At 71.0% G+C, this 14962-nt stretch carries 10 protein-coding genes; 6 read left to right on the forward strand and 4 right to left on the reverse strand.

Annotated elements, in window-relative coordinates; all coding sequences use genetic code 11:
* Nucleotides 1-5: 5 nt before the first annotated feature.
* The 4 genes from AB0I38_RS06515 to aceB all read right to left on the reverse strand — a co-directional run bounded on the left by AB0I38_RS06515 (nucleotide 6) and on the right by aceB (nucleotide 5586).
* Nucleotides 6-1208, reverse strand: coding sequence for a (Fe-S)-binding protein (locus AB0I38_RS06515; protein WP_358462933.1), 1203 nt, complete (start codon nucleotides 1206-1208; stop codon nucleotides 6-8).
* Nucleotide 1209: 1 nt separating this feature from the next.
* Entirely contained in the window at nucleotides 1210-2406 is a 1197-nt protein-coding gene (locus tag AB0I38_RS06520; RefSeq protein ID WP_358462936.1) for an FAD-binding oxidoreductase, read from the reverse strand.
* Nucleotides 2406-3878, reverse strand: a complete 1473-nt coding sequence (locus AB0I38_RS06525; protein WP_358462939.1) for an FAD-linked oxidase C-terminal domain-containing protein — start codon at nucleotides 3876-3878, stop codon at nucleotides 2406-2408. Before AB0I38_RS06525 ends, AB0I38_RS06520 begins: the two co-directional genes overlap by 1 nt.
* A gap of 112 nt (nucleotides 3879-3990) precedes the next feature.
* Complete coding sequence (gene aceB, locus AB0I38_RS06530; protein ID WP_436838725.1) at nucleotides 3991-5586, reverse strand: malate synthase A; 1596 nt, start codon at nucleotides 5584-5586, stop codon at nucleotides 3991-3993.
* A gap of 139 nt (nucleotides 5587-5725) precedes the next feature.
* Here aceB and AB0I38_RS06535 point away from each other — a divergent pair, with 139 nt between their 5' ends.
* The 6 genes from AB0I38_RS06535 to AB0I38_RS06560 all read left to right on the forward strand — a co-directional run bounded on the left by AB0I38_RS06535 (nucleotide 5726) and on the right by AB0I38_RS06560 (nucleotide 14810).
* Nucleotides 5726-6421 (forward strand): DUF4097 family beta strand repeat-containing protein, encoded by a 696-nt coding sequence (locus AB0I38_RS06535; RefSeq protein WP_358462945.1) that lies wholly within the window; start codon nucleotides 5726-5728, stop codon nucleotides 6419-6421.
* A gap of 82 nt (nucleotides 6422-6503) precedes the next feature.
* Nucleotides 6504-7916, forward strand: a complete 1413-nt coding sequence (gene hflX / locus AB0I38_RS06540) for a GTPase HflX (protein ID WP_358463246.1) — start codon at nucleotides 6504-6506, stop codon at nucleotides 7914-7916.
* 426 nt (nucleotides 7917-8342) lie between these two features.
* Nucleotides 8343-9551 (forward strand): imidazolonepropionase, encoded by a 1209-nt coding sequence (gene hutI / locus AB0I38_RS06545; protein WP_189123695.1) that lies wholly within the window; start codon nucleotides 8343-8345, stop codon nucleotides 9549-9551.
* Between the two features lie 13 nt (nucleotides 9552-9564).
* Nucleotides 9565-10374, forward strand: a complete 810-nt coding sequence (locus AB0I38_RS06550; protein WP_358462948.1) for a DegV family protein — start codon at nucleotides 9565-9567, stop codon at nucleotides 10372-10374.
* A 277-nt stretch (nucleotides 10375-10651) separates the two neighbouring features.
* Complete coding sequence (locus tag AB0I38_RS06555; RefSeq protein ID WP_358462951.1) at nucleotides 10652-11464, forward strand: helix-hairpin-helix domain-containing protein; 813 nt, start codon at nucleotides 10652-10654, stop codon at nucleotides 11462-11464.
* Between the two features lie 652 nt (nucleotides 11465-12116).
* Complete coding sequence (locus AB0I38_RS06560; RefSeq protein ID WP_358462954.1) at nucleotides 12117-14810, forward strand: ComEC/Rec2 family competence protein; 2694 nt, start codon at nucleotides 12117-12119, stop codon at nucleotides 14808-14810.
* Nucleotides 14811-14962: the final 152 nt, after the last annotated feature.

Consider the following 14962-nt stretch of genomic DNA (forward strand, 5'->3'; position numbering starts at 1 on the left):
CGGGCTCACAGGGAGACCCCGCGCAGCGAGGCGTCCAGCACCTCGGCCGTGTGCGCCACCCTGATCGTGGCGCCGCCGCGCCGCATGGCGGCGGCGATCTGCATCGTGCAGCCCGGGTTGGCCGACACCAGCAGCTCGGCGCCCGTCGAACCGACCGCCTTGGCCTTGCGGTCGCCCAGGTCGCGCGCCGCCTCGGGCTGGAAGATGTTGTACGTGCCCGCCGAGCCGCAGCAGATGGCCGACTCGGGCACCTCGCGCAGCTCCAGCCCCGGGATGCCGCGCAGCAGCTCGCGCGGCTGGGCCCGGATGCCCTGCGCGTGGGCCAGGTGGCAGGCGTCGTGGTAGGCCACGGTGAGCGGCAGCGGATGCCGCTCGGCCACCGGGCCCAGCTCGGCGAGGAACTCCGACAGGTCCATCACCCGGAAACCCGGCTCGGCGCCGAGCAGCTCGGTGTACTCCTTCATCGACGACCCGCACCCGGCCGCGTTGACCACGACCGTGTCGACGCCGGCCTTCCGGAACGTCCGCACCGTCCGGCGGGCCAGCCGCCTGGCCTGATCGGCCCGGCCGGCGTGCACGCTGAGCGCCCCGCAGCAGCCCTGCCCGGCGGGGATCAGCACGTCGCAGCCCTCCAGCGCGAGGACCCGCGCGGTGGCCGCGTTGACCTGCGGGAAGAACTCACCCTGCACGCATCCGGTCAGCATGCCGACCACGGCCCGGCGCTCGCCCCTGGCCCTGACCAGGCGCGGCATCCGCTGCCGCCGCTCGACCCGGGGCGCCAGCCCGGCCATCGCGCCCAGGCTCGGATGCGCCCGCTCCAGGAACGGCGCCAGCCGTTCGGCCAGCCACATGCCGGGCCGCAGCAGCCGTAGCCTGCGCGGGTAGGGGAACAGACTGAAGACCAGCTCGCGCACCGCCCGCTCCCGGGGCTCGCGCTCGTGCGCCCGCTCCACCTCGGCCCTGGTCTGCTCGATCAGCCGGTCGTACTTCACGCCCGACGGGCAGGCGGTGACGCAGGCCATGCAGCCCAGGCAGGCGTCGAAGTGCCCGGCCATCTCGGGGGTCACCGGGGTGCCCTCGACGTGCTGTTTCATCAGGTGGATCCGGCCGCGCGGCGAGTCCATCTCCTCGCCCCACAGCACGTACGTGGGGCAGGTCGGCAGGCAGAAACCGCAGTGCACGCAGTCGTCGATCAGCTCCGGATCCATCTCAGATCCCTCCCACGAAGCGGCCGGGAGACATCCTGCGCCCCGGGTCGAACCGTTCCTTGACCCGCCGCATCAGCGGCAGCGCGCCGACGTGCCCCCACCGCTCCACGCCCTCGTACGGCGAGGCCGGCACGGTCACCACGGGCACCCGTTCCCGCAGCCCGGCCACTGTGGACGCCAGCGCCTCCTCGGTGACCTCGCCCAGAGGCGCCAGGTGGAGCCGGCCGGACACCGGCGAGCCGCGCAGCCGGAACCCGGCGTCGCGGGCGGCGTCGAGCACCTCGTTGAGAGCGCTCGGCGGGAACCGCGCCTCGACCAGCACGTTCGGCGGCTCGTCACCGGGAAGCAGGCCCCACCACGGCGGCGGCCCCTTCGTGACCTCGCCGCCCGCGACCTCGCGCAGCGCGAGTGCCCGGAGCTCGGCCGCCGACCCCTCGACCAGCGCCGCCACCGTGACCGGGCCGTCGGGATCGGGCCGGTCGATCTCCACGGCGCTCGGCTCGGCCTGCGAGGCCGCCAGCGCCGCGGCCAGCTCCCGGACCTGCTCGGGAGCCACCCTCGTCACCAGCCAGCGCCGGTCGGCCGGCAGCGGATGCAGGCGGAACGTGGCCTCGGCGATCACGCCCAGCGTGCCGTAGGAGCCGGTGAAGAGCTTGCCCAGGTCGTAGCCCGCGACGTTCTTGACCACCTTGCCGCCAGAGCGGGCGATGGTCCCGTCGGCCAGCACGACCGTGATGCCGATCAACAGGTCGCGCGCCGTGCCGTAGCGGAAGGAACGCGGCCCGGCCGTCGCGGTGGCGAGGGTGCCGCCCACCGTCGCGCCCGGTGTGGCGTCGAGCGCCAGCTCCTGGCCCTCGGCGGCGAGCGCGGCGGTCAGCGCGTCCATCGTCACCCCGGCCTGGGCGCGCACCACCAGGTCACCGGAGGCGTGTTCGAGGATCTCGTTCAGGCAGCACAGGTCGAGCAGCACGTCGCAGCGCTCGGGCGGGCGGCCCCAGTGCAGCTTGGTGCCGCCGCCGACGGGCGCCAGCGCGAGGTCCTGCTCGGCGCAGACGCGCAGCACCGCCGAGACCTCTTCGACCGTCTCGGGCAGCGCCACCCAGCGCGGCACGATCCCGGCGACGGCGTCGCCCTCGTCGGCGTCCCTGATCGTGACCCCGGTCTTGTCCAGCAACTCGCGCGATCGCAGGCGGGACATCAGAACTGCTCCGCTTCGCCGGACTCGACCAGCGGGTGCACGCCCTTGCGCACGCCCGGTACCTCGCCGCACAGGCGCGGCGTGGGGAACACCTTGCCGGGATTGGACAGGCCGCGCGGGTCGAAGGCGCACCGGACCAGCTGCATGGTGTCGAGATCGGCCTCGGAGAACATCCTCGGCATGTAACGGGCCTTGTCGACGCCCACGCCGTGCTCGCCGGTGATCGACCCGCCGTGCTCGACGCACAGGTCGAGAATGGCTCCGGAGACGACCTCGGCCCGCTCACCCGCCCCGGGCTCGCCGTCGTCGAACAGCACCAGCGGGTGCAGGTTGCCGTCGCCGGCGTGGAACACGTTCGCCACCCTGATGCGGTGTTCGGCCGACAGCCGGTCGATGGCGGCCAGCACCTCCGGCAGCGCGGTGCGCGGCACCACGCCGTCCTGCACGATGTAGGCCGGGCTGATCCGTCCCACGGCGGCGAACGCCGACTTGCGGCCCTTCCAGATCGCGGCCCGCTCGGCCGGATCGGCTGCCACCCTCAGCTCGAACGCGCCCGAGCAGATCTCCTTCAGCCGGTCGAACTGCCGGGCCACCTCGGCGTCGGGGCCGTCGAGCTCCACGATCAGCACCGCGCCGGCGCCTTCGGGATAGGAGCAGGCCACCGCGGCCTCGGCCGCCTCGATGGACAGCGCGTCCATCATCTCGATCGCGGCCGGCACGATGCCCGCCGCGATGATCGCCGACACCGCCGTGCCGCCCTGCTCGATGCTCTCGAACGCCGCCAGCACCGTGGTCACGCTCTCGGGGGCGCGGCTGAGCCGTACCGTGATCCGGGTGGCGATGCCCAGCGTGCCCTCCGACCCGACGAAGGCTCCCAGCAGGTCGTAGCCCGGGTCCATCCGGTCGAGCGTGACCAGGTCGCCGTCGGGGGTGACGATCTCGCAGGCCTCGACATGGTTGACGGTGAAGCCGTATTTCAGGCAGTGGGCGCCGCCGGAGTTCTCCGCCACGTTGCCGCCGATCGAGCAGATCTGCTGGCTGGACGGGTCGGGGGCGTAGTAGTAGCCCTGGTCGCGCACCGCCTCGGTGATGGCCAGGTTGGTGACGCCCGGCTCGACCACGGCCCGGTGGTTGGGCAGGTCGATCTCCAGGACGCGGCGCATCTTGGAGGTGACGATGAGCACGCCGTCCTCGCGGGGCAGCGCGCCGCCGGACAGCCCCGTGCCGGAGCCCCGGGCCACGAACGGCACCCCGAACTCGTTGCACAGCCGCACCACCCGAGCCACCTGCTCGGCGGTCTCCGGCAGCACGACGACGCCCGGCGTGGCCCGGTGGTAGGTGAGGCCGTCGCACTCGTAGGTGCGCAGCCGTACCGGATCGGTGATCACCGAGTCGGCGGGCAGCGACGAACACAGCGCCGCCGTCAGCGGGTCGAGCGCGGCGGTCGCCGTCGGGGCGTTTCCAGCACGCATGAGTCTCCAGGTCGCCCGGTTCCGGTCTCAGTTCATCTCTGGTTATACCCGTCCGCTTATGTCCGGTGCTGATCCACCGGACATAAGCGAAAATTTACTTACACGCGGGTTTCTATGGCATTCGAGCGTACGCGGGCAGGGTCAGGAACTCGGCGAAGTCGTCGTCGAGCGCGACCTCCTTGAACAGCGCGGTCGCCTGGGCGTAGAGCTCCTCGTCGTAACCGGGCTCGGTGGCGATCTTGGCCAGCTCCTCCGCGATGATCTGCTCGACCAGCTCCTTCGTCACGGTCGCGCCGGTGTCGGCGAGCGTGATGTCGTTGTGGATCCACTGCCAGATCTGCGAGCGGGAGATCTCGGCCGTGGCCGCGTCCTCCATCAGGTTGTGGATCGCCACCGCGCCCAGCCCGCCCATCCAGGCGGCCAGGTAGCGCAGCGCCACGTCCACGTTGTTGCGCAGGCCCGCCTCGGTGATGTCGCCGGGCGTCTCCGACACGGCCAGGAGATCGGCCGCCGAGACGCTGACCTCCTCGCGCTTCCTGCCGAGCTGGTTGGGCCTGTCGCCGAGCACGCCGTCGAACACCTCGCGGCAGATCGGCACCAGGTCGGGGTGCGCCACCCACGAGCCGTCGAAGCCGTCGCCCGACTCGCGGGTCTTGTCCGCCCGGACCTTCTCCAGCGCCACCGCGTTGACCTCGGGATCGCGCCGCGACGGGATGAACGCCGCCATGCCGCCGATCGCGTGGGCGCCGCGCTTGTGGCACGAGCGCACCAGGAGCTCGGTGTAGGCCCGCATGAAGGGCGCGGTCATCGTGACGGCGTTGCGCTCGGGCAGCAGGAACTCACGGCCCCGGGTGCGGAACTTCTTGATCACGCTGAACAGGTAGTCCCAGCGGCCCGCGTTGAGCCCCGCCGAGTGCTCGCGCAGCTCGTACAGGATCTCTTCCATCTCGAACGCGGCCGGGTACGTCTCGATGAGGACGGTCGCCCTGATCGTCCCCTTCGGGATGCCGAGGAGCTCCTGGGCGCGGACGAACACGTCGTTCCAGAGCCGCGCCTCCTGGTGCGACTCGATCTTGGGCAGGTAGAAGTAGGGGCCCTTGCCCTTGGCGAGCTGCCGCTGCGCGCAGTGGAAGAAGTAGAGGCCGAAGTCGAACAGCGAGGCCGAGACGGGCCGCGCGTCGACCTGGGCGTGCTTCTCGTCGAGATGCCAGCCTCGCGGCCGGACCACGATGGTGGCCAGCTCGTCGTCCGGCCTGAGCGCGTAGGACTTGCCGCCCGACTCGAAGTCGATCGTCCGGTCGAGGGCGTCGCGCAGGTTGAGGTGGCCGCTCACGCAGTTGGCCCAGAGCGGGGAGTTGGCGTCCTCGAAGTCGGCGAGCCAGACCTTGGCGCCCGAGTTGAGGGCGTTGATCGTCATCTTGCGGTCCACCGGGCCGGTGATCTCGACGCGGCGGTCCTCAAGGCCGGGAGCGGGCGCGGCCACGCTCCATTCGCCCTCCCTGATCTCCTTGGTCTCAGGCAGGAAGTCGAGCGTGCCGCCCGCCGACAGCTCGGCCTGCCGCGCCCGCCGGGCCTCCAGCAGCTCCAGCCGCGTGGCGCCGAACTCCCGCTGCAGAGTGCCCACGAACTCGAGCGCCTGAGGCGTGAGGATCTCGTCGAACCGTTCGAGAATTGGGCCGGTGATCTCCATGTCTTCTCTTTCCGCTATGTGGAAAACAAGTTCTGGATTATGGAAGTGAAAGCTACTTTACCCGGCGTCACCCGGTCAAAGTCCGGGGGGTCTCCCGAGGGGGATGTCGGGGGCATCCCGGATGCGCGCGAACCCCGCTGAGGAGAGGATCCGAGGCATGAAGACAATCGTGATCGCGGGCGGACTGCTCGCCTCGGCGGCGTTGCTGACGGGCTGCGGGCTCCAGGGCCTGACCGGCCCCGCCAACCAGGACGTCGTCAACTACCAGGTCACCGACAAGGTGGCCAAGCTGGATCTCAAGACGGCCTCCGGCGATGCCGTGATCACCGAGCACGACGGCACCGCCGTCCAGGTCACCGAGACCCTCCAGTGGAGCGACGCCAAGCCCGAGCCCGAGCACCGGGTCGACGGCGACACCCTCTTCATGACCTACGCGTGCAACGGCGGGGCCAACTGGGGCAGATGCACCGTCAACTACAAGATCGAGATTCCCAAGGGGCTGCGCGTCGTGGTCGACACCGGTTCCGGCGACATCACGCTCAGGTCGCTGACCGGCCCGCTGGAAAGTTCCTCCGGCTCGGGCGAGGTGGCCGGCACCGGCCTGGCAGGCAAGACGCTCGTCGCCGAGAGCGGCTCGGGCAACCTCGACCTGAAGTACGTGTCCCCGCCCGACAGCGTCCAGATAAAGACCGGTTCGGGGGACGTCGCGCTGCACGTCCCCAACGGCTCCTACGCGGTGTCCACCGAGGCGGGATCGGGTGACGTCGCGGTGTCGGTCAAGGATGACGACGCGTCCCCGCGCAAGATCTCCCTCAAGGCCGGTTCGGGCGACATCAGCCTGCTGCCCGGATAACTAGGTGCTTACGCGGGGATGTCGTGCCACGATCGGGGAAGACACTGCGGTGTCCAGACGTTCCCTCATAGAGATGACACGAATGCACGAATACTCCGAGCTCGACGAGTTCGAGACCGGCGACATGGACCTAGAGGAGCGCCAGGCGCTGCGCCGCGTGGCCGGCCTCTCCACCGAGCTGCAAGATGTCTCCGAGGTCGAATACCGGCAGCTGCGCCTTGAGCGGGTCGTGCTGGTCGGCGTCTGGACCTCGGGCACCGCCGTCGACGCCGAAAACTCTCTCCTTGAGCTGAAACTCCTGGCCGAGACCGCCGGATCCGAGGTGCTCGAAGGCCTCGTCCAGCGCCGCCAGAAGCCCGACCCGGCCACCTACATCGGCTCCGGCAAGGCGCTGGAGCTGCGCGACGTGGTCGACTCGACCGGCGCCGACACCGTGATCTGCGACGGTGAGCTGACCCCCGGCCAGCTCCGCCAGCTGGAGGAGACGGTCAAGGTCAAGGTGATCGACCGCACCGCGCTGATCCTCGACATCTTCGCCCAGCACGCCAAGAGCCGCGAGGGCAAGGCCCAGGTCGAGCTGGCCCAGTTGCAGTATCTCCTTCCGCGTCTGCGCGGCTGGGGTGGCAACCTGTCCCGGCAGGTCGGCGGTCGCGCCGCGGGCGGCGTCGGCATCGGCGGACGTGGTCCCGGTGAGACGAAGATCGAGCTCGACCGGCGCCGCATCCGCGAGCGGATGGCCAAACTGCGCCGCCAGATCGGCGGCATGTCGACCTCTCGCGAGACCATGCGCCAGCGGCGCAGCCAGCGCGAGGTCCCGGCGGTCGCCATCGCCGGCTACACCAACGCGGGCAAGTCCTCGCTGCTCAACCGCATCACCGGCGCCGGCGTGCTGGTGGAGGACTCCTTGTTCGCGACCCTCGACCCGACGGTCCGCAAGGCGCGCACGCCCGAAGGCAGGGTGTTCACGATCGCCGACACCGTCGGTTTCGTCCGGCACCTGCCCCACCAGCTGGTCGAGGCGTTCCGGTCCACGCTGGAGGAGGTCGCCGACGCCGACCTGATCCTGCACGTGGTCGACGGCTCGCACCCCGACCCCGAAGGTCAGCTGGCCGCCGTACGCGAGGTCTTCGCCGACATCGAGGGCGCCTCCGACGTGCCCGAGATCGTGGTGATCAACAAGGCCGACGCGGCCGACCAGGACGTGCTCGACCGCATCGCGAGGCGCGAGCGCGACAGCATCGTGGTCTCCGCGCGCACCGGCGCCGGCATCCCCGAGCTGATGGATCTCATCGAGCGCGAGCTGCCCAGGCTCGACCACGAGGTGCTGCTGCTCGTCCCCTACGACCGGGGCGACCTCATCTCGCGGGCTCACAAGGAGGGCGAGGTGCTTTCCATCGATCACGTCGGCGACGGCACCGTCCTGCACGCCCGGGTGCTGCCCAGCCTGTTCCAGGAGCTGGTGCGCGTGGGCAAGCCGGTGGAACGCGTCTCGTAGGGCTCTCAGAGGTACGGGCTGGGGCGGCTCTCGCCGATAAATAGCGCAGAGCTGCCCAAAAGCGACAGTGGTCCTCGCATCGCGGGATTGCTAGGATAAGCCAAGCCTTTCAACGCTAATGACGCGGGTTTCGGATGATGGCTGGTGTGAATCATGTCGCCTGCGGGGGCCAGAGGGGGAAGCCGGGGCATGGTGGTGCCTGGGATGATTGGGCTATCTTCCGAATAACCCTGTACAGCGAGCCAGCCTGTGAAATAACGTAACTGAACTGAAATCGCCGGATCATGAGTCCGGCGATACGGTCACCGCACAGCCTTACGCGGATGAGAGCAGGAGACCCCCCATGTCGTCCGTACCCGGAGCCGACTCAGCGGGCGCGGCGCGAGCCGTGCGCTGGCTGTTGCGCTCGTGCGGGGCGGTGGTGCGGTGACTGTTCGGCTCCTGACCAACATCGGCCGCCTCTGGACCGGCAACGAGGTCCTCAGCAACGCGGCCATCCTCGTGCACAACGACCGCATCGCGTGGGTCGGGCGAGCGCCCGACCTGCCGCAGAGCGTGCCCGGAGTCGTCGACGACATCGTCGACGTCGACCACGTCGAAAACCTGGGCGGCGCCCTGGTCACGCCCGGTCTCATCGACGCCCACACGCATCCCGTCTACGCCGGCAACCGCTACGCCGAGCTGGCCATCCGCACCGGCGGCTCCACCTCCTCGGCGATCACCGCCGCCGGTGGCGGCGTGGGCTCCACCGTCACCGTGACGCGCGGCACCGACCCGTGGACCCTGTGCAACGGCGTGCGTGAGCGCCTGCGCGGCTGGTTGCTCAACGGCACCACGACCGTCGAGGCCAAGACCGGCTACCACCTGACCCGTGACGGCGAGCTGGCCGACGTGCGGCTCCTGCGCGAGCTGGAGAAGGAGCCGATGATGCCGCGGGTGCACGTCACCTTCCTCGCGGCGCACGTGGTGCCTCCCGAATACTTCGGCCGCCAGCGCGAATACGTCGAGGCCGTGGGCGCCTGGTGCGCCGACGCCGCGGCGGCCGGCGCCGACAGCGTCGACGTCTACTGCGACGAGGGCCACTTCACCACCGAGGAGTCCCGCTGGGTGCTCGCCTCGGGCCGCAACGTCGGCCTGCTGCCGCGCATCCACGCCGGTCTCTTCAGCCGCCGCGGCGCCGTGCAACTGGCCGCCGAGCTCGGCTGCGCCTCCGCCGACGGGCTGCACCACATGTCCGACGAGGACATCGCGATCATGTCCCGCTACGGCGTCCCCGCGGTCGTCTGCCCCGCGACGGCGCTCCAGCGCGGCAAGGTTCCGCCGGTCCGGCAGATGATCAAGCACGGCGTCCAGATCGCTCTCGGCAGCGACCACAACCCCGGCTACTGCGGCATCACCTCGATGTCGCTGGTCATCGCGATGGCCGTGTCGGCGTTCGGGATGAGCGTCAACGACGCGCTGCGGGCCGCCACGCTGGGTGGCGCCACCGTCCTCGGCGCGCCCGACCGCGGTGTCCTCGCTCCTGGCAGGCTGGCCGACATCGTCCAGTGGGACGCCGACCACGAGGGCGCCTTCGCCTGGTCCTTCGGCCTCAAGCCGCGCCGCGTCTGGCGGGGTGGGACTCCGGTCCAGTAGTTAATCTCGGTGTATGCCGCAATCAGTCGCCGTAGTCACTGATTCCACCGCTTACTTGCCGCCTGTCCCCGATATCTCGGTTGTGCCCGTACAAGTGATCTCGGCCGGCGTCTCCTACGACGAGGGTTCCTTCACCGGCGACCTGACCGGCGCGACCACCTCACGCCCCGCGCCTTCGCGTTTCGCCTCCTGCTACTCCGCCCTCGCCGCCGGTGGTGCGGCCGCTGTGGTCTCGATCCACCTTTCCGGCGACCTCTCGGGGACCGTGGAGGCGGCCCGGCTGGCCGCCCAGGAGGCGCCCGTGCCGGTCGAGGTGATCGACAGCCGGGCCATCGCCATGGGGCTCGGCTACCCTGTGCTGGCAGCCGCCCGGGCCGCCTCCCTCGGCGGCACTCTGGAGGAGGTGGCGGGCGCCGCCCTGCGTTGCGTGTCGCGGACACGGTCGTTCTTCTACGCCGACTCGCTCGACCAGCTGCGGCGCGGCGGCCGGATCGGCGCGGCCGTCTCGCTGGTGGGCTCCGCCCTCGCCATCAAGCCGCTGCTGCACGTCGTGGACGGGCGGGTGTCGTTACTGGAGAAGGTACGCACCTCCGCCAGGGCCATCGCGCGTCTGGAGGACCTGGCGGTGCAGGCCGCCGGGCCGGAACCGGTCGAGGTCGCCGTGCAGCACCTGGGGGCGCGGGAGCGCGCCGAGTCGCTGGCCGAACGGCTGCCTAAACGGCTGCCGGGGCTCGTGGACCTGCGCGTGGTCGAGGTCGGGGCCGTCATCGGGGTCCATGTGGGGCCCGGCATGCTCGGTTTGACGGTCACCCTGCCTGGCTGACCCGTTCCTGGCCGCGGATCACCCGGCATCGCGCAGTCAATGGCGTCCCACCTTCCGCCCCCGCCGCCTCGGCGACGACCGTCCGGGCCCCCGCGGCAGACACAGCGTCAGTGCGTGGCGCCGGTCTTCGGCGTCCGCCTTCCGCCGGCCGTGCTGTGCCGGCTGCCCTGTCTGGGCCGTTCTGGCTTGTCCACAGGTCCGTGACCCGCTGCCAGGTTGTCCCCAGAACGTCGTTCACCCCAACGCCCTAGGGGCCGAGGCTTCTACGTTCGTCCGCGTGCGCACCCACGACCTGACGGCCGAACAGACCATAGCCGAGTCACGCCTCCGGTCGATCACCGCGCCCGAGCGCCGGTCCCAGCGTGCCGTCACGCGGGATTCACGTTCACAGGCTCCGATCGCCGCCCCCGGCTCGGCTCCCCGGCCACCCGCCGTGCCGCCCATGTCCGTCCCGCCCTCCTTCGCGGCCTTCCGCACCGCCATCGCGGCCCAGGCCCCGGCGCTCGACCCCGGCCGTCCGGGGCTCCGCGTGCTGCTCATGCTCGGCGTGGTCGCGGCGGTGGTCGCGGGCGTCTTCCTCTGGCGATCCCAACCGGCCCCGGAGCCCCTGGTAGCGCCCTCGCCCCTGCCGCCCCTGCCCATGGCCACTCCCGCGGCCTCGACCCCTACGGCGCAGGTGACCGTCCACGTCACCGGCAAGGTGCGCAAACCAGGCGTCTACACCCTCCCCGTGGGCGCCCGGGTGACCGACGCGGTGACGGCGGCCGGGGGAGCACGGCAGACGGCCGCCGCGGGCTCGGTCAACCTGGCCAGGCGTCTGGTCGACGGCGAGCAGATCGTCGTCGGCGCCCCGGCGGGCCCATCGGCTCCCGGCATGGCGCAGGCAGACCCCGCCGCCGCCGTGCTCGATCTCAACGCGGCGACAGCCGACCAACTGGAGCAGTTGCCCGGCGTAGGCGAGGTCCTGGCCGCCCGCATCGCCGAGTTCCGCACCGCCCACGGCGGGTTCACCAGTGTCGACCAGCTACGGGAGGTGAGCGGCATCGGGCCGCGTACCTATGACGAGCTCAAAGGCAAGGTCCGCGTCTGACATGTCCCGCGATCTGCCCGCCACCCCGCGCGCCGAAAGTCGGGCGGGAGACCCTCCCGCGAGCTCCCCCGGCGACTCCGCGAGCTCCTGTGGCGACGCCGCTCCCAACGAGCACTCGCCGCACCTGCCCGGTAACGGCTCTCCCAACGAGCACTCGCCGCACCTGCCCGGTAACGGCTCTCTCAACGAGCACTCGCCGCACCTGCCCGGTAACGCCCCTCTCAACGAGCACTCACCGCACCTGCCCAGTAACGCCCATCTCAGTGAGGACGCGCCGCGCCCGCCTGGTGGTAGTGGCCCACTCAGCGAGCATTCCTGGGTTCTGGTCCTGCCCGCGCTCACGGTCTGGGCCGGTGCGCTGGTCCTGCTCGGGTGTTCCGCGACGGCCGGCCTGATCGTCTTCGCCGTGACCTCGCTTGGAGCCCTGGGCACGGCATGCCTCTGGCGCGCAGGCGGGGAAGCTCCGGACTCCCGGGGCACAGGATGGGTCCGGCGCGCGCGTAGGGAAGCTCCCGCCTCGCGCCCGCTCCGCCATGTCCGCCCGACCTCCGCATACCTGAGGTCCTGGCTGGCCGCCTCACCCGGCCGGAGGATCGTCGGCACTCGGAGGCAGTGCTGGTTCACCCCCTCGGCCCCGTGGCCCTGGCGCAACGTGACCATCGCTGTGCTGGCCTGCCTGGCTGCCACCTCAGCGTCGGTGGGGCTCCGGGTATACGCCGTCAGCACCGGGCCGGTGGCCGAGTTGGCGGCGAAGGGGGCGACGGTCACCGCCGAGATCACGTTGACGGACGACCCGAGAGTGATCAGTCGCGGGCGTTTCCACCGGGAAAGGGTGGTGGTTCCCGCAGAGCTTGAGGTTTATCGCACCGCCCGGCAGCGCGTGGTGACGCGGACGCCCATCACCGTCTTCGCCAACGGCGCCGAGTGGCGTTCCCTGCTCCCGAGCCAGCGTCTGGAGGTCACCGCGAGGCTCGCCGAGGCGACCCCTGGCGACCTGGTGAGCGCTGTTCTGCTGGTCCGGGGACCACCTCGGGTCCTCACCGGGCCGAGCCGGCTGCAGGCCGTGGCGGGCACGCTCAGGGCCGGTTTGCGCACCGCCGCGGACGTGCTTCCCGCCGACCAGCGAGGTCTCCTCCCCGGGCTGGTCGTGGGTGACGTCTCCCGGATGGATCCTCAGGTCAGCTCGGACCTCAAGGAAGCGGGTCTGAGCCACCTCAACGCGGTGAGCGGCACCAATCTGTCGATCGTGGCAGGTGCGGCTCTGGCCCTGTCGCGCCTGGCGGGCCTTCCCCTCATCCTGAGAGCCGTCTTCGCCGCCATAGCCATGATCGCGTTCGCGGTGGTGGCCCGGCCGTCTCCGAGTGTCCTGCGCGCGCTCCTCATGGGCCTCGTCGCCGCTGTCGCTCTCGGCACCGGCCGGGCCAAGGACGGCGTGGCGGCGCTTTCGGCGGCCGTTCTCCTATTGATCCTCTTCGCCCCCGAGCTCTCCCGTTCGTATGGCTTCGCCCTGTCCGTCCTCGCAACCGCCGGAATCTTGCTTCTCGCCCCGCGCTGGCGCGACCGCCTGTCCAGTCCTTCACCTCAACCGACTCCGCTGACCGGTCCACACCCCGACGATGGCCTTCCGCCCCGGACGAGTCCACGACGCATCGCCTATCTGGCACGGCCGAAGCCCTCCCACAACGGTGAAGCCACGCTTGGGGCCGACGCGGGCGCCTTGAGGCGATCGGCAGCGCAGCGCGGAAAGTGGGCGCGACGGGTCGGGTGGGATCGGGCACGAGCGCGGTTGGGTGACCAGCATGGTGTGCGCGTGCGGTTGGCCGGAGACCGGGTATCCGCGTGGTTGGCCGGACGCCGGGTACCCGCGCGGTTGGCCAGAGACCGGATACCCGCGCGGTCGGCCGGGCGCCGGGTGCGGATGCCGAGATGGGTGGCTGAAGCCGTGGCGGTGCCCGCGGCGGCGCAGGTGGCGGTGACGCCTGTGCTGGTGTTGATGGCCGGTGAGCTGTCGCCGGTCGCGGTGCCGGCCAATCTGCTGGCGGGCCCGGCCGTGGCGCCCGCGACCCTGCTGGGCTTCGCCGCCGCGCTGGTCGCCCCCTTCTGGCCCGAGGCCGCCCAGCTGCTGGTCATTCCCGCGGGCTACGCGGTGGGCTGGATCATCACGGTCGCACGCTGGGCGGTGAACATCCCCATGGCCACCCTGCCATGGCCGGGCGGTGTTCAAGGGTTAAGCCTGCTCGCGATCACGGTCGCCGCCGTCGTCGTCATCTGGAGGCGCCGCGCTTGGCGAGCGGTGACACTCGCGGTGGCCGGGGGAGCGCTGGTCGCGGTGTTCGTCATTCGCCCCATCGCCGCGCCGTGGCCGCCGAAGGCGTGGCTGATGGTGATGTGCGATGTGGGGCAGGGCGACGGCCTGGTGATCGCGGCAGGGCCGGGGCGAGGTGTGGTGGTCGATACCGGGCCCGATCCCGTGAGCATGGATCGCTGTCTGCGCACGCTGGGGATAGACGACGTGCCTCTGGTGATCCTCACCCATCCCCATGCCGATCACGTCGACGGCCTGCCGGGTGTTCTCAGAGGACGGCGCGTCGGAGCGGTGGTCGTCAGCCCGCAGCGCCCCACCTCCAACAAGTCATCCCACGACGACTCCCAGCCCCAGCCCCAGCCCCAGCCCCAGCCCCAGCCCCAGCCCCAGCCCCAGCCTCAGCCTCAGTCCGAGTCCCAGTCCCAGTCCCAGTCCCAGTCCCACGAGTTTCATAAGTCCCAGGAGTCCCACCTCCCTGGGTCCCACCTCCCTGGGTCCCACCTCTCTGAGTCCCACAGGTTTGATCAGTCCCGCTGGTCCCGTCTGTCGGCTGATCTGGCCAGGCGTCGCATCCCCGAGTGGACGGTGCCACCAGGCACCCGGTGGCGCCTGGGCCCCTCGGAGCTGACCGTCCTTGGCCCGGCGCAGACGCACGTCAACGGTGGCCAGGGAGAAGGCAGCGAGGTCAACAACTCCAGCGTCGTCGTCCACGTACGCTGGCGAGCCGGGTCAGCCCTGCTCAGCGGCGACATCGAGACCGAGGCCCAAGACCGGCTGCTTCATGGTCCCCTGCCCGGCGCCGACATCCTCAAGGTCCCGCATCACGGATCATCGAGACAGGATCCCGCCTTCTTCGCGGCGGTCGGCGCCCGCGCGGCGCTGATCAGCGTGGGCGCGGACAACGACTATGGCCACCCGGCCCAGCCCACGATCGCCCTCCTGCACCGCCTCGGCGCCCGCATCTACCGCACCGACAAGTTCGGCGACCTCGCGGTGGTGGAGCAGAACGGAGCCCTCGCCGTCGTGGCCCGAGAACCTTGACCCACCCGTTCAGCCGTCTCGCTCGTCGGTTGGCATGTCCGTCGGTTGGCATGTCCGCCGGTTCGCCGGTTCGCCGTTCGCCGGTTCGGTCGTCTCGGCCGGTCGGCCCGGTCGCCTGCTGGGTTGATCCGCATGGTGCGTTCGGCCGACCG

The sequence above is a fragment of the Nonomuraea cavernae genome, assembly GCF_040655715.1.
Classification (GTDB): domain Bacteria; phylum Actinomycetota; class Actinomycetes; order Streptosporangiales; family Streptosporangiaceae; genus Nonomuraea; species Nonomuraea cavernae_A.

What these genes read in the sequence shown, in the direction of transcription:
- AB0I38_RS06515 (WP_358462933.1), bottom strand. Translation starts at nt 1,208, where the DNA reads ATGGATCCGGAGCTGATCGACGACTGCGTGCACTGCGGTTTCTGCCTG.
- AB0I38_RS06520 (WP_358462936.1), bottom strand. Translation starts at nt 2,406, where the DNA reads ATGTCCCGCCTGCGATCGCGCGAGTTGCTGGACAAGACCGGGGTCACG.
- AB0I38_RS06525 (WP_358462939.1), bottom strand. Translation starts at nt 3,878, where the DNA reads ATGCGTGCTGGAAACGCCCCGACGGCGACCGCCGCGCTCGACCCGCTG.
- AB0I38_RS06535 (WP_358462945.1), top strand. Translation starts at nt 5,726, where the DNA reads ATGAAGACAATCGTGATCGCGGGCGGACTGCTCGCCTCGGCGGCGTTG.
- hflX (WP_358463246.1), top strand. Translation starts at nt 6,504, where the DNA reads ATGCACGAATACTCCGAGCTCGACGAGTTCGAGACCGGCGACATGGAC.
- AB0I38_RS06550 (WP_358462948.1), top strand. Translation starts at nt 9,565, where the DNA reads ATGCCGCAATCAGTCGCCGTAGTCACTGATTCCACCGCTTACTTGCCG.